Consider the following 17,164-nt stretch of genomic DNA (forward strand, 5'->3'; position numbering starts at 1 on the left):
GCGGAGAACCTATCGGACTCGGGTGGGGTGGGGGCCCGTTGAGTGGCTGGGGGTGTGGGGAGGCGGCAGTTGGTGGGGTGGTTGCCTGGTGGGGGCTGGGTTTCGGCGTGGGTGCTTTGGTGGAGTGCGGGCCTGCGTGGCGTGCGCGCCGGTTGCGGTGCGGGGACGGCTTGCGTTGGCCGGTTTCGGGTTGGTACCGCGCGGGGTGGCTGGCGCCGGTTCCAGCGGAGCTGGTCGCCTTCTGCGGTTTGGTCGCGTTCCAGCGTGGGCGCGTGGGCAGCCGGACGGGCTTTGGTTGCGTCATCGCCGCTTCGCGACGATCGCGATTGGGGCTTGACTTCGGGGCCCTTTCGAGGCGCTGCGTCGGGCGGAAAAGGACGGATGCTTCGCAGCCGTCCGATCCGCGAAACGGTAGCACCTCGATCCCAAAGTCAAGCCCCAATCGCAGGCGTGCGTGCCTGCGTTGGGTTGTTTGTCCTGCGGTCATTACCGCTGGTCCGCGTTCGGATAGCCCTGTCCGGCTCGCTTCGCATCGCCACACGAGGTGCCTTCGGCCCGCGTTGCCATAGGAGCATCGGCTCGGCTTCGCCATCGCCGCTTGCCTTCGGCTTCGCGAGATATAGATGGAATCCTCGTGGCTCGCTCCCGGAAAGGCGTCAACGGGTACCGCGAACAATTGAGCTGGCTACTGGTCACCGCGCGAACGTCTGAGCTGGCTATTGGTCGCCGCGCCAACGTCTGAGCTGATTGCGGGTCGCCGCGCCAAGATCGGCTCGCGACCTTGCCGGTGCGCCGTGGCTCGTCATACGGGCTGGCCGCGCCTCGCCGGTAGCCATGGCTCACCGCGCGGGCTGGCCGCGCCTCGCTGGTACGCCATGACCACACCATGGCTCGTCATGCGGGCTGGCCGCGCCTGGCCGGTCCGCCAGGGCACACCATGCATACGGCCCGCGCCTCGCCAGCACGCCATGGGCTCGTCGTGCGGGCTGGCCGCGCCTCGCCGGTACGCCACGAGCTCGCCATCGACCCCACTCCCCACCCCGAGCGCCGGTCACCCTCGCCGTTCTACCGCGGACGCGGCGAAGGGCGGCCAGGCCGTCGGCCCAGCCGCCCTCGGTGCGGTGTGAGGTTCGTGAGGTCGCGTTCGCGCCAGATCCCCATTGGCGCGAACGCGACCTGCCGGCCTAGGCGAGCGAGTCGCGCCAGGCCGTGTGCAGGGCCGCGAAACGGCCCCGCTCACCGATCAGCTCCTCCGGGGAGCCGTCTTCCACCACAATGCCACCATCCAGGACCAGAACGCGGTCTGCGATCAGGACCGTGGACAGGCGGTGGGCGATGATGAACGCCGTTCGGTCGGCCAGCACTGTTTCCAGGGCGGCTTGCACGGCGCGTTCGGTCGGGACGTCCAGGGACGACGTTGCCTCGTCCAGGACCAGGACCGCCGGGTCGGCCAGGAAGGCTCGCGCGAACGCGACCATCTGGCGTTGGCCCGCCGACAACCTGCCGCCTCGTTTGCGGACGTCCGTGTCGTAGCCGTCGGGGAGGGCGGCGATGAACTCGTGTGCGCCCACCTCGGCTGCGGCCGCTTCGATTTCGGAGCGGGTGGCCGACGGTTTGCCCAGGGCGATGTTGTCCGCCACCGAGCCGGAGAACAGGAAGTTCTCCTGGGTCACCATCACCACGGCGCGGCGCAGGTCGGTGTCCGCCACCGAACGCAGGTCTACGCCGTCGAGCAGCACTGAGCCGGCGGACGGGTCGTAGAAGCGGGACACCAGCTTGGCCAGCGTGGTTTTGCCGGCGCCGGTTGCTCCTACGAGGGCCACGGTTTGGCCCGCCGGCACGTCCAGCGAGAAGCGGGGTAGCACCTGGCGGGACGTGCCGGGGTACTGGAACTCCACTCCCGCGAACCGGACCGCGCCTCGTGCGTGCGGCAGAGCCACCGGAGACGACGGCTCTGGGACTGACGGCTGTTCCTCCAGGACGCCTGAGATCTTCTCCAGGGCGGCCGTGGCCGAGGAGTAGGAGTTCGCGAACATCGCCAGCTCGTCGAACGGGTCGTAGAAGCGCCGCAGGTACACGGTGAACGCCGTCAGCACGCCCAGTTCCAGGGAGCCGCCCGCCACTCGGTAGGCGCCCCAGGCCAGCACGATCGCCAGGGACACGTTGCCGATCATGCGGATCGTGGCGACGAACGTGGCCATGACGCCCAGGGCGTCGACGTTCGCGTCGCGGAACTGGCCGTTGAAGCCGGTCATGATGGTCTCGTTGCGGGGCTGGCGGCGGAACGCCTGCACCGCGCGGATGCCGTTCATGGACTCCACGAACTGGACGATGATCTTGGCGATGGCGCCGCGCGTGCCTCGGTACGCCTCCATCGAGCGGCGGCGGAACCAGCGCCAGATGAAGAAGAGCGGCACGAAGCCCGCGACGACCACGGACGCCAGGGGTGCGTCCAGCCAGAGCAGGATGATCGCGATGCCCGCCACCGACAGCAGAGCGTTGAACAGGCTGTCCAGGCCCTCTTCGATCAGGTCCTGCAACGCGTCGACGTCGCTGGTCAGCCGGGAGATGACCTTGCCGGACGTGTAGGACTCGTGGAAGCCGACGGACAGTCGCTGCGAGTGGCGGAAGATCCGGCCGCGCAGGTCCAGGAGCAGGTCCTGACCCACCCGGCCGGAGACGCGCAGGAACGCCCAGCGCAGGAACGTCGTCACGCCCGCGCAGGCCGCGTAGCCCGCCACGCACCACATCAGCACCGACAGGTCGCCGCGCATCGCCGCCGGGATGCCGCGGTCGATCGCGGCGGCGATCAGCAGCGGCAGCGCGAGGTTCGCGAGATTGCCGCCGACCACCGCACCGACCGCGAGCGACGCGCGGCCGAGGTGCGGACGCAGCAACGAACCCAGCAGCCTGCGCGATCGTGCCTGCAGGCGCAGGCCGGTCGAGTGCGAGATCTCGCCGATCTCCTCGGCGGCGACGCCGCGCCATTCCTCTTCCTGCTGAACAACAACCTGGTCACTCACGACGCCACCTCCTCTTCGACGATCTCGTCGGCGTCCAAACTGGACAGCAGACGTCGGTAATCCTCGTTGATCTCCAACAACTTCCGGTGCGAGCCGATCGCGGTGATCTTGCCGTCGGCCAGCATCGCGACGCGGTCGGCGAGCTGCACGGTCGACGACCGGTGCGCCACCACCAGCGCTGTCACGCCGCGCAACACCCTGCGCAGCGCGGCTTCCACCTCGGCCTCGGTGTGGACGTCCAGTGCTGACAACGGGTCGTCCAGCACCAGCACCGCCGGCCTGCCGACGACCGCGCGGGCCAGCGCCAGGCGTTGCCGCTGACCACCGGACAGCGACAGGCCCTGCTCGCCGATGCGGGTCGCGAGACCCCACGGCAGCGCGTCCACGAACTCCTCGGCCTTGGCCACCCGCAACGCCTCGCGCACCGACGCCTCGGAGACGTCCGGCACGCCCAGACCCACGTTCTCCGTCACCGACGCGGAGAACAGCACGGGTTCCTCGAACGCCGTGCCGACCACCGTCCGCAGGTCCTCCAGCGAGAGGTCCCGCACGTCGACGCCGTCGATCGTGATCCGGCCACCGGTCACGTCGGCCAGCCGCGGCACCAAAGCAGTGAGTGTCGTCTTGCCCGAGCCGGTCGCGCCGACCAGCGCCACGGTCTCGCCGGGACGCAGGTCGAGGTCGATGCCCGACAACACCTCGCGGCCGTCCTCGAACGCGAACCGCACGCCCTCGAAACGAACGTGCCCGCGCAGCGGTTTGGGCAGCGGCGCGGGCGAGACGGGGCTGGTGATCGTCACGGGGGAGTCGATGACCTCCCAGTAGCGTTCCAGCGCCGCGGCGGTCATGTTCGTCTCCGCCAGCAACCAGCCGATGGAGTCGATCGGCCACCGCAGGTACGCGCTCACCGCGACGGCCGCGACCAGCGTGCCGACCGTCATCGTGCCGTTGACGATGCCGATCGCGCCGACGCCGAGCATGCCCGCGATCGAGAGCTCAGGCAGCACGATCAGCACTGACCACAGCGCGGCCAGGATCGAGATCTTGTTCAGCTCGGTCGCCCGCAACTTCCGCGCCTGCACCAGGAACCGCTTGGTCAGCTCCGGCCCGCGCCCGAACGCCTTGAGCACCCGGATGCCGAGCACCGACTCCTCGACCGTCGTGGTCAGGTCGCCCGCCTGGTCCTGGGCCTTGCGCGCGACGACCTTGAACTTCGCCTCGAACAGGTACGAGATCACGATCAACGGCAGCGCGCCGCACAGCGAGACGAGCAGCAGCACCGGTGAGAGCGTCGCGATGATCCCCATCCCGATCACCACGATCAAGCTGTTGATCACCAGGAACACGGCGCCGAACGCGACGAACCGCCGCACGGTCGTGAGGTCGTTGGTGCCGCGCGAGAGCAGCTGACCGGACTGCCACCTGTCGTGGAACGCCACGGGCAGTCGCTGCAGCCGCTGGTAGAGGTCGAACCGCATGCGCGCCTCGACCTGGGCCGCCGGACGAGCGACTATCTTGCGGCGGATGTAGAAGAGCATCGCCTCACCGATGCCGAGCGCCAGCACGCCGACGATCAGCCACGGCAGCAACGCGGTCTGCTTGTTCTGGATCGGACCGTCGACGATGCGCTGCGTGAGCAGCGGGATGCCAAGACCGCACAGCATCGCGAGCATGGTCGCCGACAGCACGACAGCCATCCGTGCGCGGTGCGGCCGCACGTACGGCCACAACCTCCGCAAGGTCCGGATTGTCGAGTTACGTTGATCGCTCACGCGGTGAGCCCCCTCCAGGTCGTCTCCAAAGTACGAAGGACGACCGACAGTCAGCATCCGGTTTTTCTCCCCACCGGAGCCTGCTGTCTCGACTTAGGTCGAGGTCAAGGGCACGATGACCACCATGACGCGGTTTCTGCGAACCGAGCAGACGATGGCGTTTCCACACGGACGGCTCATCGCCTCACTCGATGGAGCGAACTACGTGCTGGCCCCCGACGGCTGGGACCACCTGGCCGGACCGCGGCCGCGGCACGCGATGTACGTCTCCCGCGAAGAGGCCGAGGACTGGTGCGAACGCGAGGGCTGGGACCTGCACCTGCTGGACGCGGTGCCTAAGACGACCTCTTGAACGTGAACAACGCCACCAGCCCGTAGGCGACGGCCGCGAGCAGCGCCTCGGCGTGGTGCCGGTTCGCGAACCACCCGAGGACGGGTTCGTGCACCTTGAAGTAGAGGCCGAGCCCCAACACGACCGGCCCGAGCAGGATGATCGGCCACACCGGCCGCACCCCGAAGATCCACAGGATCGGCCCGGCCAGCACCAGCGACGACACCAGCGCGAGCGGCAGCCCGACCAGCACGAGCAGCAGGAACGTCGACATCGACGTGCTGTCGAGCCACGACTTCAAAAAGCCCGACTCGTACGCCCAGGTCCACCCGAGCACGAGTCCTGCCCCGACGGCCATCGACAGGACGACCCGGAACAGCAGCCGACGCCCTGTCCTACCCGTCCTGCCCGCTGTGCTCTGTTCGGTCACGCCGACCACGGTAACCAGCGGTCACCGCAGCGGCCAAGGCGTACCCGCCGGCCGCCGCGAACGCGACCACGAAGACCCCGCCGTCCTCCGGCAGCCGCACCTGCAGGAACCTGAGCACGAACGTGCTGACGAACAGCAACACCACCGCGCCCGCCGTCCCCACCAGGGCCGTCGGCCAGGCGGGGGAGATCCGCGCGAGCCGCAGCAGCCCCCATCCGACCGCGCCCCAGATGATCACCAGCGCTGGGATCACCAGCAGGAACAGCCCGATCACGCACTCCAGCCCGCTGTCGCGGCACAGGAACTGCATGGATGGTTCGAGCGACCCGAACCACCCCGCACCGCACAACGCCCCCACCAACGCCGCCGTTGCCGCCCTCATGCCCTCGATCATGTCGAGTCGGGTGCGGCTCCGCCATGAGCAGTACTACGCGACTCGTCGTCGGGAAGCGCGGGCCGGGGCACGGAAAAGGCGCCCGCCAGTGCGTTCACCACGACCAGCACGATCGCCAAGCTGTCCTCGTCGGGGACCACGCCGAGCAGTCCGGTCACGACCCACAGGACCAGCCACCCGGCGCCCCCGAGCCAGCAAGCCGCCCAGGCGCGGGTGCGTTTCAGCAGGCCGAGCACGCCGGACAGGAGCATCCCCGCCATGACCGCCCAGCTGAGCGAGTACAGGAGCAGGTCGCCGTCCAGCCAGACGGCGCACAACCAACGGCTCGTCTCGAAGCACTCCGACGGCATGATCCACGACCGCCAGGTCAGCTGCACTCCCGCTCCGGCGATCGCGCCCGCCACGGCGCCCATCGCGGTGCGCGAGACCACGTCGAACGCCCGGTTCATCTCTCCCCCTCCGACCGGCCCACGACCATCACCCAGGCCAGCCCGAAGGCCATGATCGGCACGAGGACGATCCCGAGACCGCCACCGCTCATCCCGAGCCATCCGATCGCGAGCCACAGCAACACCCAGAACCCGCAGCCGAGCCCGATCACCGGCAGGGCGTCGTCCGACCGTTTCCACAGCTTCAGCACCAGGTACACGAGCAGGCACGCGACGATCGCCCAGCCGATCGCGTGCAGCGGCGTCATGAAGCTGATGTCGATGTCGTGCTCGCCGCTGCACGGATCGCCCTTCGGCCCGCGGCATCCCGGTAGCGCCTCGTACGTCACGTCTCGCTCCGTTCATCAGGGCGGACTCGCCCGGTGACCGAACCCGCGACCGCGTAAGCCACCACCGGGAGCACGATCTCGACCGTCGGCAGCACTTCGGCCAGCCATGCCAGCACGGTCAGCAGTGCCCAGAGCGCGCTGCCGATCTTGATCGTGTCCCGGACGTCGGGCGACTCCCGCTGCGTCCGGTGCAGGACCACGCCCGCCACGGCCATCCAGCCGAGCAGGAACCACGGCAGCGTCGGGATCATGGTGAACGTGCAGTCCAGGTTTTCGGAGTACGCGCACCTGGCAGGCATGAACGGGCGCCAGGTCAGCCGCAGCCCGATCCCGGCGATCGCGCCCGCCAGCAGTCCGAGCAGCACCCGCCTCATTGCGGCCGCCTGTGCAGGATCTCCCGCCACGGCCCGAAGGCGGTGATCAAGCCGGCCACTGCGAGAGCGGCGCCGGGCAGGAAGATCGCACCGTCCAGCTCACGGAGGTCGGGGATCATCAGCGGGACGGCCGACAGCACCGTCCCCGGCACGACCACCGACCACGGCCGAGGCTGGCGTTGCAGCTTCAGCAGTCCGGCGTACACCAGGGCCGTCACGGTCAGGCCACCGAAGAACCCCGCGTAGCCCAGCACGTCCGCAGTCCTGCGGGCGTCGTCGGTGCACGTCTCGTCCCAGCCGCAGAAGCTGAAGGCCAGCAGGAAGGCCGCCAGGAAAGTCGCGTAGCCACCCATCGCCCCGACGAACGCGCCCGTGATCGTCCGGATCACCACGTGCGTGCCCGTCCGACGAACAACGCGGCTGCCAGGTACGCCACACAGGACACGACCACCGCGGCCTGCAACACGAAGAGGTGCCCGTCCTCCTGGTACATGTCCAGGAACAGGGCCTTGAACCAGACGACACCGATGATGAGCAAGACCCACAGCCCGCTGCCGATGCCGGTCGCCAGCCAGCCGCGTTCCGCCCGCACCAACCGGAACCCCAGGTAGATCAGCAGACCGGCGACGAGCATCCAGAACGCGAAGAACGGCGGGAGGAGCAGGGGGCTCGAGTCACCGCAGCCGGTGACGCCGACCTCGAGCCAGCAGTACTCCCGGTGCCAGTCGACGGTCAGCGCGAAGCCGACACCGGCCAGGGCGCCAGCGCATGCCCCCACAACACTGCGCAACAACATGCGCCAAGAGCTACCCGATCACGGGAACGCGCAGGGCGATCTGCACGAACCCTCCACATCACCTTCACCGCGTGAGCACGGCGATCAACGAGTAGAGGGCCGCGAACACGAGAAAGGCGAGATAGGGCAGGCCGAGCGCGAAGAAGATCATCGCGACGACCGACATGAGGGTCGCGGGCACGGCCACCCAGCCCGCCCGCGACACACCCAGCGACCTCAGCGCGAACCACCCCAGAAAAGCGGCAACCGCCGTGAAGACCGGCATGGTCTTCACGGCGGCGCCGAGGCAGCCCCAGTCCTCGAACGAGCAGACCGCGCCCGAGGCGATGAGCTCGAACACTCCCCACCAGGCCAGCCCGAGGAGTGCACCCACTCCGGCAGCCAGCGCGACACGGCGTCCCACTGCGCGTCAATCAGCGGTTCGACCGCACGCCCAGTAAAACGTCCTCCCACGAAGGGACGATGGGGTGGTTCTTCTTCCCCCGCTTGGGAGGAGGGTCCTTGCGCACCGGCTTCTCCGCAGCAGGCTCTTCCTTCTTGGCCGGAGGAGCAGCAGCGGGGTCTTGCTGGGCTGGGACAGGCGCGGGCTCCGGCTCAGGCTGCTTCTCCTGAACCGGCTGCTGCACCTGTCGCGGCTTCTCCGCCACGACCGGAGCCGGGGTCGGAGCAGGCACGGGTGCGGGTGCCGGCGCCTGTACCGGCACCGGTGCGGGCTCTTCCGCCACGGGAGGAGCCACGACCGGAGTCGCCTCCAGTGCCTGCCGCGCCAGCTGGGTCACCGGCCGCACCGTCCGCAACGTCCGGTTCGGGTTCGGGTCCATCAGGTCGACCGCGGCGTCGTCCAGCGCCGTCACCGTGCCGCCCTGCGCACCGGGGTGGAAGTGCCAGTGCGCGCGGTTCTCCGAGCGCCCGGTCTTCCAGAACAGCTGCACGATCCAGCGACCGTCGTCACCGCGCCACGCGTCCCACGAGGTGTCGGAGAGGTCGTGCCCGCGCAGCCCGAACGAGTGCGCGACGACCTCACCGAGCGTCTGCACGTCCGGGCCGTCCTCACGAACCGGGTGCGCGCGCTGGGCCAGGTCGGCCGTGCGCGAACGCTCCAGCAGGACCGGGTAGGCGAAGCGCTCGATGCGGTGCGTCGGCATGCCCGCGGCAGCGGCGACCTGCTCGATCGACTCGCCGGCGCGGATCCGGGCCTGGATCTCGCGTGGCCGCATGAGGGCCTCGCCGGACTCGATCTGCATCTGGCCGAGGCGGGCCAGGTCACCGCGCAGTGCCGCCCTGAGGCGCTCGTCGGCGGGGAGCGTGAAGCGCTCGCCGCGGTTTTCGGGGTCCTCGAGGATGACGGACTTGCCGTCCTCGTCGAGCCCGATGACTCGCAGCGCTCGCATCGTGGCCTCCCTGAATTTGCACCTCGCCAGCAGACAACGTTAGGACAACGAGCCGTCCATGGGTGGGAGACTCGCCGATATCTCAACGTGATCTTGCCAGTTCACGAGGGCTGTCGCACGCCGGTTTCCGGAAGATTCACCTGGACCACCAGGCCGCCTCCCCCGTTCGGACGAGCTTTCGCCGAGCCCTGATGGGCCCTCGCGACGGACTGCACGATCGACAGACCCAGGCCGGATCCGGCGGTCCCGGTGCGGTCGCGCAGCCGCCGGAACGGTTCGAAGAGCCCCGGCACGGCCTCCGCCGGCACGGTGGGCCCGGTGTTCGTCACCACCAGTTCTCGATCAAGGCGGACCGACACGGTTCCGCCAGGTTTGTTGTAGAGCACGGCGTTGCGGAGCAGGTTGCCGACGAGCTGCGCGAGCAACACCGGATCACCCTCGACCAGGTACGGCCGTGCCGACACGTCGAAGGTGACCTCCTTCGACGCCGCCAGCGTCGCGCACGACTCGACCTCGTCGTCGATGATCTCGTCCAGCCAGACGAGCTCCCGCGTGGCCAGACCGCGGTCACTGCGTGCGAGCAACAACAACCCGTCGATGAGCTTCTCGCTGCGCTCGTTCGTGTCGAGCAGATGCGCTCCGAGACGGCGCATCTCGTCCGACGCGCCGGGGTCGGCCAGCGCCACCTCGATCAACGTGCGTTGCACTGCCAGTGGCGTGCGCAGCTCGTGCGAGGCGTTCGCGACGAACCGCTTCTGGCTGTCGAACGACGACGCGAGCCGGTCGAGCATCCCGTCGAACGTGTCCGCGAGCTCCTTCAGCTCGTCCGGCGGCCCCTCCAGCTCGATCCGCCGATCCAGCTGTTCCGCCTCCAGCCGGTTCGCGGTCGTGGTGATCGAGTGCAACGGCGCCAGCACCCGCCCGGCCACCACCCAGCCGAGCCAGACAGCGAGGACGGCGGCAACCAGCAACGCGATGATCGACTGCCAGAGGACCGTGTTCATCGTGTCCGCTTTGACCTGGTCGGCGGTGAACACCATGGTGTCCCCCGGCAGCCGTGCAGCCTCGACCGCCGTGGAGTTCGCGTACGTGCCGAGCTCCTCTGCCGGTATCGCCCGCGAGACCGCCATCCCGCCGGTCAGCGGTTCCCAGTCCGCCAGCAGCCAGTAGTTGAGCCCGATCAGCGCGATGCCCGCGATCAGGAACACCCCGGCGTACCAGGCCGTCAGCCTGGTCCGCAGCTTCACGAGCCGAACCGGTAGCCGGCGCCGGGCACGGTCTCGATGACCTGCGGCGCACCCAGCTTGCGGCGCAGCGTCATCACCGCCACCCGCACGGCGTTGGTGAACGGGTCGGCGTGCTCGTCCCAGGCCTTCTCCAACAGCTCCTCCGCGCTCACGACGTTGCCTTCCGCCCGCATCAGCACTTCCAGCACGGCGAACTCCTTGGGGGAGAGCGGCAGGAACCTGCCGTCCCGCATCGCCTGGTGCCGCGGCAGGTCCAGCGTGACCCCGGCGCGTTCGAGCACCGGCGGCAAGGCCGGACGAGCGCGGCGGCCCAGCGCCTGCACGCGCGCCACCAGCTCGGCGAACGCGAACGGCTTGGTCAGGTAGTCGTCGGCGCCGAGCCCCAGCCCGGCCACCCGGTCGTCCACCTCGGCCGCCGCCGTCAGCATCAGCACCCGTGCCTCGCCACCGGTCGCGTGCACCGCCTTGCACACCTCGTCACCGTGCACGAGGGGCAGGTCGCGGTCCAGCACCACGACGTCGTACGCGTGCACCCCGACGCGTTCCAACGCCGCCTCGCCGTCGTAGCAGACGTCGACCGCCATCGAGTACCTGCGCAGTCCCTCGGCGATCGTGTCCGCGAGCAGCTGTTCGTCCTCGACCACCAGCACGCGCATGACACCTATTTTCCGCGAGCGGCGGATAAGCACCGGATAAAGGCTTTCGCTTAACGCCTCCGAATGACGTCCTCCGTAGACCTGTCGTCGTGAAATCCACCATCGCAGTGCTGCTGGCCCTGCTCATGGCGCTCACCGCCTGCGGGTCGAAAGAGCAGCCGAACGGGGCCAAGAAGGACGACAAGGGCGACATGGTCAAGTTCGCCCAGTGCATGCGGGACAACGGCATCGAGATGCCGGACCCGAAGGAGAGCGAGGACGGCGGCGGCATCGTGATCCAGGCCGCGCCCGCCGACGGCAGCGGTCAGGTCGACGAGGAGAAGATGAAGACCGCCCACGAGGCCTGCAAGCAGCACCTGCCCAACGGCGGCGAGTTCAAGCCGCCGTCACCGGAGGAGCAGGACAAGTTCCGCCAGCAGGCGAAGTGCATGCGGGACAAGGGTCACAACTGGCCAGACCCGAAGTTCGAGGGCGGCGGCACGACCGAGTCGATCGAGCTGCCGAACATGGACGACGACAAGATCAAGCAGGACATGAAGGACTGCGGCTTCGGTGAAGGCATGCTCCCGGCGAGGCCGGTCGGATGAAGCGCAGGAAGATCCTCGTCGCCGCCCTCGTCGCCGCGGTGGTGCTCGGCACCGGTTCGGTCGTGGTGCTCACGAGAGTCGCGTCGAACCAGGCCAACGCCGCGCCGTTGCAGAACGACCCGTCCAAGACCGCGTCGGTCAAGAAGACGAACCTCGCGGACCAGCAGTCGGTCAACGGCCAGCTCGGCTTCGGCGCGGAACGAGGCCTGGCGTCGCGGAAAAGCGGCACCATCACCGGCCTGCCGAACCAGGGCGCCGTCATCGAGCAGGGCAAACCGGTGTTCTGGGCAGACGCCAAGCCTGTGCCGCTGTTCTACGGCACGATGCCGCTCTACCGCGATCTGGAAGCGGGCATGTCGAACGGCCCCGACGTCAAAGTGGTCGAGGAGAACCTCGCAGCCTTGGGGTTCAAGGACTTCGGCACCCCCGACGAGAAGTTCACCTCGTACACGGCCTCCGCGCTGAAGAAGTGGCAGAAGGCCAACGGCCTGGAGCAGAACGGAAAACTCGGCCAGGGTGACGTCGTCGTGCAGCCGGGCGCGATCCGCGTCTCGGCGGTGACCGGCCAGCTCGGCTCGCCCGCCGGCGGCGACCTGATGAAGGTCACCGGCACCGAACGGGCGGTGACGGTGGAGTTGGACTCGGCCAAGCAGCGACTGGCCAAACAGGGCGAGAAGGTCGAGCTGTCGATCGTCGGCGGCAAGCCCACCACCGGCACTATCACCGGCATCACCCGCACCGCGGGCGACCCGAACCAGGGCCAGAAGCCGAAGATCGTCCTGACGATCTCGGTCGACGACCCCAAGGCCGCGGAAGGCCTGGAGAGCGCCAACGTCACGGCCCTCTTCACGGTGGCCAAGAAGCAGAACGTGCTCGCGGTCCCGATCGGCGCGCTGCTCGCGTTGACCGAGGGCGGCTACGGCGTGGTCACCGAGGACGGCAAGACCATCCCGGTCACGGTCGGGATCTTCGCCAAGGGCCAGGTCGAGGTGCAGGGCGACGGCCTGCGCGAGGGCATGAAGGTGGTGACCACCGAGTGATCACCGTCGACCACGCGAGCCGCACGTATCCCGGCGGTGTGCAGGCGTTGCGCGACGTCTCCCTGACCGTCGAGGGCGGCGAGATGCTCGCGATCGTGGGACCGTCCGGCTCGGGGAAGTCGACGCTGCTGCATCTGATGGGCACGCTCGACAAGCCGACCGCGGGCCGCGTCGAGATCGACGGCAACGACGTGTCGTCGTTGTCCGACAACGCTTTGTCGGCACTGCGAGCACGCACGATCGGGTTCGTGTTCCAGCAGTTCTTCCTCACCGAAGGGCTGTCCGCGATCGAGAACGTGGCCGCCGGACTTGTCTACGCAGGCGTGCCGCGTTCGAAGCGACGTGCGCTGGCGATGTCCGCTTTGGACAGAGTCGGGTTGCTGCACCGCGCGCTGCACAAGCCGCACGAGCTGTCCGGTGGTGAACGCCAGCGGGTCGCGATCGCGCGGGCCGTGGTGAACACGCCGGGGATCCTGCTCGCGGACGAGCCGACCGGGAACCTGGACACGCAGAACGGTGCCGGGGTGATGGAGTTGCTGGGGCGCCTCAACTCCGACGGCACCACCGTCGTGCTCATCACGCACGACCGGGACGTCGCGGCGTGGGCGCCACGACGCGTCGAGGTGCGCGACGGGGTGATCGTTTGACTTCGCTACGAACCGATTCTCACGGTGCGAACTTCCTGTTTCACGGCCGATTGCGGCAGGGAGAGCCCTTGCCGTCTGACATCAGCTCCGCAGGCATCGCCCGAGTCGCCTCGGGCTACGGCTTGACCAGCCGCAAGGATGTTCTTCGCCGCGTTGAGGTCCCGGTCATGCCGGGTGCGGCAGCCCGGACATGTCCAGTGCCGGGCAGAGAGCTCCAGTTCGGCGAGCAGGTGACCGCAGGTCGAGCAGGTCTTGCTGGAGGGGAACCAGCGGTCGATCACGACCAACGCGCGGCCGGTGCGTTCGCACTTGTATTCCAGCTGCCGTCGGAACTCGCCCCAGCCAGCGTCGGATATGGCGCGGGCGAGGTTTCTCCTGCGGATCATGCCGGCGATGTTGAGATCTTCGATCACAACAACATCGGCCGACCGCACCAGCGCTGTGCTCGTGCGGTGCAAGAAGTCCTGCCGGGCGTTGCGCACCTTGCGATGAGCACGGGCGACCTTGGCCTTTGCTCTGTGGCGGTTGCTGCTGCCACGTTGGCAACGGGCCAATCGGCGCTGGTACCGGGCCAAGTTTCGTGCTTTGCGGGCCAGATGTCCCGGGTTGGCAATGCGTACGCCGTCGCTGGTCACCAGGAAGTTCTTCAACCCAAGATCCACCTCGATCGCGTGAGCCGCCGGCAGAGCACGGTTACCTGCGATGTCCACGGCGAAGCTCGCGTACCAGCGACCGTCAGGTTCGCGAGAGACCATGACCATGGTCGGATCCAGTTCGCGAACGTCGACATCGTCGAAGGACCACGTGAACCGAAGTGGCGTACTGGTCTTGGCCAGCGTGAGCGATCCGTCACGCATCCGGAACGCCGATCGCGTGTAGTGCGCGGTCTGGCGGCCCGTCCGCGATTTGAACCTCGGATGCCGGGCGCGTCCGGAGAAGAAGTTCTGGAATGGCGTGTGCTGGTGGCGCAACGTTTGCTGCAACGGTACGCAGGACACCTCCGAAAGAAACGCGAGTTCTTCTCCTCGCCGCCACCTCGTCAGGGTGGCACTCGTGTCCCGGTACGAGGTGGACGCGTTTTCGCTGCGGTATCGGCGAGTCCGCTCGTCCAGCGTCTTGTTCCACACCAGTCGCACACACCCGAAGGTGCGGCTGAGCACCGCAGCTTGTTCGGGAGTCGGACAGGCCCGGCATTTGTACGCCGTTCGCACGACAGACAACGTACTGGGACCGAAATGACCAGTTGGATGCGGGCTCTCGTTCGGAGGGCGTCATGATCGACCTGCTGCGCCTCGGCTTCTTCGGCATGCGGACCCGCCCGGTCCGTGCCGTGCTGTCCGCGCTGGGCATCGCGATCGGCATCGCCGCGGTGGTCGCGGTCGTCGGAATTCCCGCCTCCAGCGCAGCGGCGTTGCAGGAGAAGATGTCCAAGCTGGGCACGAACCTGCTGACCGCGGCGCCCGGCCAGGACTTCTTCGGCCAGGACGCGAAGCTGCCGCAGACGGCGGTGCCGATGGCCAAGCGGATCGGCGCGGTGTCGGCCGCGAGCGCCACCGGCAAGATCTCCGCGAACGTTCGCAAGAACGACCTGGTGCCGTCGAGTGACACGCTCGGGCTGCAGGTGCAGGCGGCGGAGCAGGACCTGCTGAAGGTGCTCAACGCCGAGGTGCGTGCGGGCCGGTGGCTGTCGCCCGGCGAGAAGTCCGTGGTGCTCGGGGGCACCGCGGCGTCCCGGCTGGGCGTCGACAAGCCCGGTGTGCAGCTGTGGATCGACGGGCAGTGGTTCACCGTGGTCGGCATCCTCGGCCCGTTGCCGCTGTCGCCGGAGATCGACCGGTCCGCGCTGATCGGCTGGGAGGCGGCGAAGGAGGCCTTCGGGTTCGAGGGTCACGCCAACACCGTCTACGTGCGCACGTCCGAGGACCAGGTCGACAACGTTCGCAAGCTGCTCGGTCCGACGCTGAACCCGCAGCAGTCCAACGAGGTCAAGGTCTCCAAGCCGTCGGAGGCACTGGAGGCGCAGCAGCTCGCGAAAAGCTCCTACAACGCGTTGTTCCTGGGATTGGGCGGGGTCGCGTTGTTGGTGGGAGGCGTCGGCGTGGCGAACACGATGGTGATCTCGGTGCTGGAACGGCGCAGGGAGATCGGTCTGCGGCGGGCGCTCGGGGCGACCCGGCGGCAGATCAGGTGGCAGTTCCTCACCGAGTCGGTGTTGCTGTCCGGCCTCGGCGGGCTGGTCGGCGTGATCGTCGGAATCGCGGTCACGGCCGGATATTCGATCAGCCAGCAGTGGCCGGCGGCGCTGCCGTGGCCCGCCCTGCTCGGGGGAGTGGGCGCGGCCGTTGTCATCGGCGCCATCGCCGGCGTTTACCCAGCGGTGCGGGCGGCTCGCCAGTCGCCCACCGAAGCACTCGCCTGAAAAGCCCTGGGGTGCACCGAGAACTCGTCGGTGCACCCCAGGTTGCCGCCTTTCGCGGAACTCAGAGCTGGCCGACGACCCAGTCGATGGCCTGCGTGAGGATCGTGATGTCGTTCGGCTCGATGGCCGGGAACATCGCGACCCGCAGCTGGTTCTTGCCGAGCTTGCGGTACGGCTCGACGTCGACGATGCCGTTGGCGCGCAACACCTTTGCCACGACCGCCGCGTCCACGTCGTCGCTGAAGTTGATCGTGCCGACGACCTGCGAGCGGTCGGCGGCCTTCTCGACGTACGGCGTGGTGTACGCGGTCTTCTCGGCCCACGAGTACAGCCGGTCGCTGCTGTCCTTCGTGCGCGCGACGGACCACTCCAGGCCGCCGTTGCCGTTGATCCAGTCGATCTGGTGCGCCAGCAGGAACAGCGTGGCGACCGACGGCGTGTTGTACGTCTGGTCCTTGGTGGAGTTGTCGAGCGCGGTCGGCAGCGACAGGAACTCCGGCACCCAGCGGTCCTTGAGCTCGTCGACCCTGGCGAGGGCCGCGGGTGACATGAGCGCGAGCCACAGGCCGCCGTCGCTCGCGAACGACTTCTGCGGCGCGAAGTAGTAGACGTCGAAGTCCTCGGCCTTCACCGGCAGACCACCCGCACCGGACGTGGCGTCGATCGCGATCAGCGCGTCGCCGGCACCCTCGATGCGCGTGACGGGCATCGCCACACCGGTCGAGGTCTCGTTCTGCGCCCAGCCGACCAGGTCGGCGCCCTCGGCGTAGAAGAGCTCGGGCGCGGTGCCCGGCTCGGCCTTGGTGACCAGCGAGTCCTTCAGGAACGGCGCGGTCTGCGTGACCTTGGCGAACTTGCTCGAGAACTCACCGTTGGTGAAGTGCTGAGCGGTCTCGCGCACCAGGCCGAACGACGCCGCGTCCCAGAACGCCGTGGTGCCGCCGTTGCCCAGCACGACCTCGTAGCCGTCCGGGAGCTGGAAGAGCTCGCGCAGTCCGGAGCGGACCCGGCCGACGAGGTTCTTGACGGGCTTCTGCCGGTGCGAGGTGCCGAGCAGCGCCGCACCCTCGGACGCGAGGGCCGCGACGGCCTCGGGACGCACCTTGGACGGTCCGCAGCCGAAGCGGCCGTCGGACGGCTTGAGCTCGGCGGGAAGCGCCAACGAGGTCGGATCGGCGGTCTGGGTCATGTGGTCACGCCTCCGGGGCGATGGACTGTGCAGATGGACCTGACCGGCGCCGTTGCCGGGATTCACAGTGTTGCAGGCGGGTAGCCGGAA

Annotated in this window: 20 protein-coding genes; 5 read left to right on the forward strand and 15 right to left on the reverse strand. The window is 68.6% G+C overall.

Annotated features, from left to right (window positions below):
* Positions 1–1,184: 1,184 nt before the first annotated feature.
* On the reverse strand, positions 1,185–3,023 hold the full coding sequence (locus tag DI276_RS31925; RefSeq protein ID WP_112270289.1) for an ABC transporter ATP-binding protein: 1,839 nt from the start codon (positions 3,021–3,023) through the stop codon (positions 1,185–1,187).
* On the reverse strand, positions 3,020–4,762 hold the full coding sequence (locus DI276_RS31930) for an ABC transporter ATP-binding protein (protein WP_232837061.1): 1,743 nt from the start codon (positions 4,760–4,762) through the stop codon (positions 3,020–3,022). The genes DI276_RS31925 and DI276_RS31930 overlap by 4 nt, the downstream gene beginning before the upstream one ends.
* Before the next feature lie 157 nt (positions 4,763–4,919).
* On the opposite strand from DI276_RS31930, the gene DI276_RS31935 reads away from it, so the two are divergent.
* Entirely contained in the window at positions 4,920–5,147 is a 228-nt protein-coding gene (locus tag DI276_RS31935) for a hypothetical protein (RefSeq protein WP_232837062.1), read from the forward strand.
* On the opposite strand, the gene DI276_RS31940 is transcribed toward DI276_RS31935, so the two are convergent.
* The 11 genes from DI276_RS31940 to DI276_RS31990 all read right to left on the reverse strand — a co-directional run bounded on the left by DI276_RS31940 (position 5,131) and on the right by DI276_RS31990 (position 11,192).
* Entirely contained in the window at positions 5,131–5,556 is a 426-nt protein-coding gene (locus DI276_RS31940; RefSeq protein WP_157985067.1) for a hypothetical protein, read from the reverse strand. The two genes, DI276_RS31935 and DI276_RS31940, sit on opposite strands and share 17 nt — an antisense overlap.
* Entirely contained in the window at positions 5,522–5,938 is a 417-nt protein-coding gene (locus tag DI276_RS31945) for a hypothetical protein (RefSeq protein WP_157985068.1), read from the reverse strand. The genes DI276_RS31940 and DI276_RS31945 overlap by 35 nt, the downstream gene beginning before the upstream one ends.
* Before the next feature lie 8 nt (positions 5,939–5,946).
* Positions 5,947–6,399: a hypothetical protein gene (locus DI276_RS50325; RefSeq protein ID WP_157985069.1), complete on the reverse strand. Its 453-nt coding sequence runs from the start codon at positions 6,397–6,399 to the stop codon at positions 5,947–5,949.
* Entirely contained in the window at positions 6,396–6,728 is a 333-nt protein-coding gene (locus DI276_RS31955) for a hypothetical protein (protein WP_112270297.1), read from the reverse strand. Before DI276_RS31955 ends, DI276_RS50325 begins: the two co-directional genes overlap by 4 nt.
* Positions 6,725–7,102, reverse strand: a complete 378-nt coding sequence (locus DI276_RS31960) for a hypothetical protein (RefSeq protein WP_157985070.1) — start codon at positions 7,100–7,102, stop codon at positions 6,725–6,727. Before DI276_RS31960 ends, DI276_RS31955 begins: the two co-directional genes overlap by 4 nt.
* Positions 7,099–7,491 (reverse strand): hypothetical protein, encoded by a 393-nt coding sequence (locus DI276_RS31965; RefSeq protein ID WP_157985071.1) that lies wholly within the window; start codon positions 7,489–7,491, stop codon positions 7,099–7,101. Before DI276_RS31965 ends, DI276_RS31960 begins: the two co-directional genes overlap by 4 nt.
* Positions 7,488–7,898 carry a hypothetical protein gene (locus DI276_RS31970; protein ID WP_157985072.1) on the reverse strand — a complete coding sequence of 137 codons (411 nt, stop codon included), beginning with the start codon at positions 7,896–7,898 and terminating at the stop codon, positions 7,488–7,490. Before DI276_RS31970 ends, DI276_RS31965 begins: the two co-directional genes overlap by 4 nt.
* 64 nt (positions 7,899–7,962) lie before the next feature.
* Positions 7,963–8,271 (reverse strand): hypothetical protein, encoded by a 309-nt coding sequence (locus DI276_RS31975; RefSeq protein WP_157985073.1) that lies wholly within the window; start codon positions 8,269–8,271, stop codon positions 7,963–7,965.
* A gap of 40 nt (positions 8,272–8,311) precedes the next feature.
* Positions 8,312–9,289 carry a septation protein SepH gene (gene sepH, locus DI276_RS31980; protein ID WP_112270306.1) on the reverse strand — a complete coding sequence of 326 codons (978 nt, stop codon included), beginning with the start codon at positions 9,287–9,289 and terminating at the stop codon, positions 8,312–8,314.
* 101 nt (positions 9,290–9,390) lie between these two features.
* On the reverse strand, positions 9,391–10,536 hold the full coding sequence (locus tag DI276_RS31985; RefSeq protein WP_112270308.1) for a sensor histidine kinase: 1,146 nt from the start codon (positions 10,534–10,536) through the stop codon (positions 9,391–9,393).
* Positions 10,533–11,192, reverse strand: coding sequence for a response regulator transcription factor (locus DI276_RS31990; RefSeq protein WP_112270310.1), 660 nt, complete (start codon positions 11,190–11,192; stop codon positions 10,533–10,535). The genes DI276_RS31985 and DI276_RS31990 overlap by 4 nt, the downstream gene beginning before the upstream one ends.
* A gap of 89 nt (positions 11,193–11,281) precedes the next feature.
* Here DI276_RS31990 and DI276_RS31995 point away from each other — a divergent pair, with 89 nt between their 5' ends.
* Genes DI276_RS31995 through DI276_RS32005 form a run of 3 tightly spaced genes read left to right on the forward strand, consistent with a single transcriptional unit; the run spans position 11,282 to position 13,466 of the window.
* Positions 11,282–11,779, forward strand: coding sequence for a hypothetical protein (locus tag DI276_RS31995; RefSeq protein WP_112270312.1), 498 nt, complete (start codon positions 11,282–11,284; stop codon positions 11,777–11,779).
* The gene (locus tag DI276_RS32000; protein WP_112270314.1) at positions 11,776–12,819 is read left to right on the forward strand and encodes a peptidoglycan-binding domain-containing protein; all 1,044 of its coding nucleotides are present in this window, start codon (positions 11,776–11,778) and stop codon (positions 12,817–12,819) included. Before DI276_RS31995 ends, DI276_RS32000 begins: the two co-directional genes overlap by 4 nt.
* Positions 12,816–13,466 (forward strand): ABC transporter ATP-binding protein, encoded by a 651-nt coding sequence (locus tag DI276_RS32005; protein ID WP_112270316.1) that lies wholly within the window; start codon positions 12,816–12,818, stop codon positions 13,464–13,466. Before DI276_RS32000 ends, DI276_RS32005 begins: the two co-directional genes overlap by 4 nt.
* A gap of 5 nt (positions 13,467–13,471) precedes the next feature.
* On the opposite strand, the gene DI276_RS32010 is transcribed toward DI276_RS32005, so the two are convergent.
* Positions 13,472–14,677: an RNA-guided endonuclease InsQ/TnpB family protein gene (locus DI276_RS32010; RefSeq protein ID WP_112270318.1), complete on the reverse strand. Its 1,206-nt coding sequence runs from the start codon at positions 14,675–14,677 to the stop codon at positions 13,472–13,474.
* A gap of 62 nt (positions 14,678–14,739) precedes the next feature.
* On the opposite strand from DI276_RS32010, the gene DI276_RS32015 reads away from it, so the two are divergent.
* On the forward strand, positions 14,740–15,885 hold the full coding sequence (locus DI276_RS32015) for an ABC transporter permease (protein WP_112270320.1): 1,146 nt from the start codon (positions 14,740–14,742) through the stop codon (positions 15,883–15,885).
* Between the two features lie 61 nt (positions 15,886–15,946).
* On the opposite strand, the gene serC is transcribed toward DI276_RS32015, so the two are convergent.
* Positions 15,947–17,074 (reverse strand): phosphoserine transaminase, encoded by a 1,128-nt coding sequence (gene serC, locus DI276_RS32020; RefSeq protein WP_112270322.1) that lies wholly within the window; start codon positions 17,072–17,074, stop codon positions 15,947–15,949.
* Positions 17,075–17,164: the final 90 nt, after the last annotated feature.

This window comes from Lentzea terrae, assembly GCF_003265345.1.
Taxonomy (GTDB): Bacteria; Actinomycetota; Actinomycetes; order Mycobacteriales; family Pseudonocardiaceae; genus Lentzea; species Lentzea terrae.

Bases quoted from the DNA above. Each gene is read 5' to 3' on its own strand.
- DI276_RS31935 (WP_232837062.1), top strand. From the start codon at position 4,920: ATGACGCGGTTTCTGCGAACCGAGCAGACGATGGCGTTTCCACACGGA.
- DI276_RS31945 (WP_157985068.1), bottom strand. From the start codon at position 5,938: ATGAGGGCGGCAACGGCGGCGTTGGTGGGGGCGTTGTGCGGTGCGGGG.
- DI276_RS50325 (WP_157985069.1), bottom strand. From the start codon at position 6,399: ATGAACCGGGCGTTCGACGTGGTCTCGCGCACCGCGATGGGCGCCGTG.
- DI276_RS31960 (WP_157985070.1), bottom strand. From the start codon at position 7,102: ATGAGGCGGGTGCTGCTCGGACTGCTGGCGGGCGCGATCGCCGGGATC.
- DI276_RS31970 (WP_157985072.1), bottom strand. From the start codon at position 7,898: ATGTTGTTGCGCAGTGTTGTGGGGGCATGCGCTGGCGCCCTGGCCGGT.
- sepH (WP_112270306.1), bottom strand. From the start codon at position 9,289: ATGCGAGCGCTGCGAGTCATCGGGCTCGACGAGGACGGCAAGTCCGTC.
- DI276_RS31990 (WP_112270310.1), bottom strand. From the start codon at position 11,192: ATGCGCGTGCTGGTGGTCGAGGACGAACAGCTGCTCGCGGACACGATC.
- DI276_RS32000 (WP_112270314.1), top strand. From the start codon at position 11,776: ATGAAGCGCAGGAAGATCCTCGTCGCCGCCCTCGTCGCCGCGGTGGTG.
- DI276_RS32015 (WP_112270320.1), top strand. From the start codon at position 14,740: ATGATCGACCTGCTGCGCCTCGGCTTCTTCGGCATGCGGACCCGCCCG.
- serC (WP_112270322.1), bottom strand. From the start codon at position 17,074: ATGACCCAGACCGCCGATCCGACCTCGTTGGCGCTTCCCGCCGAGCTC.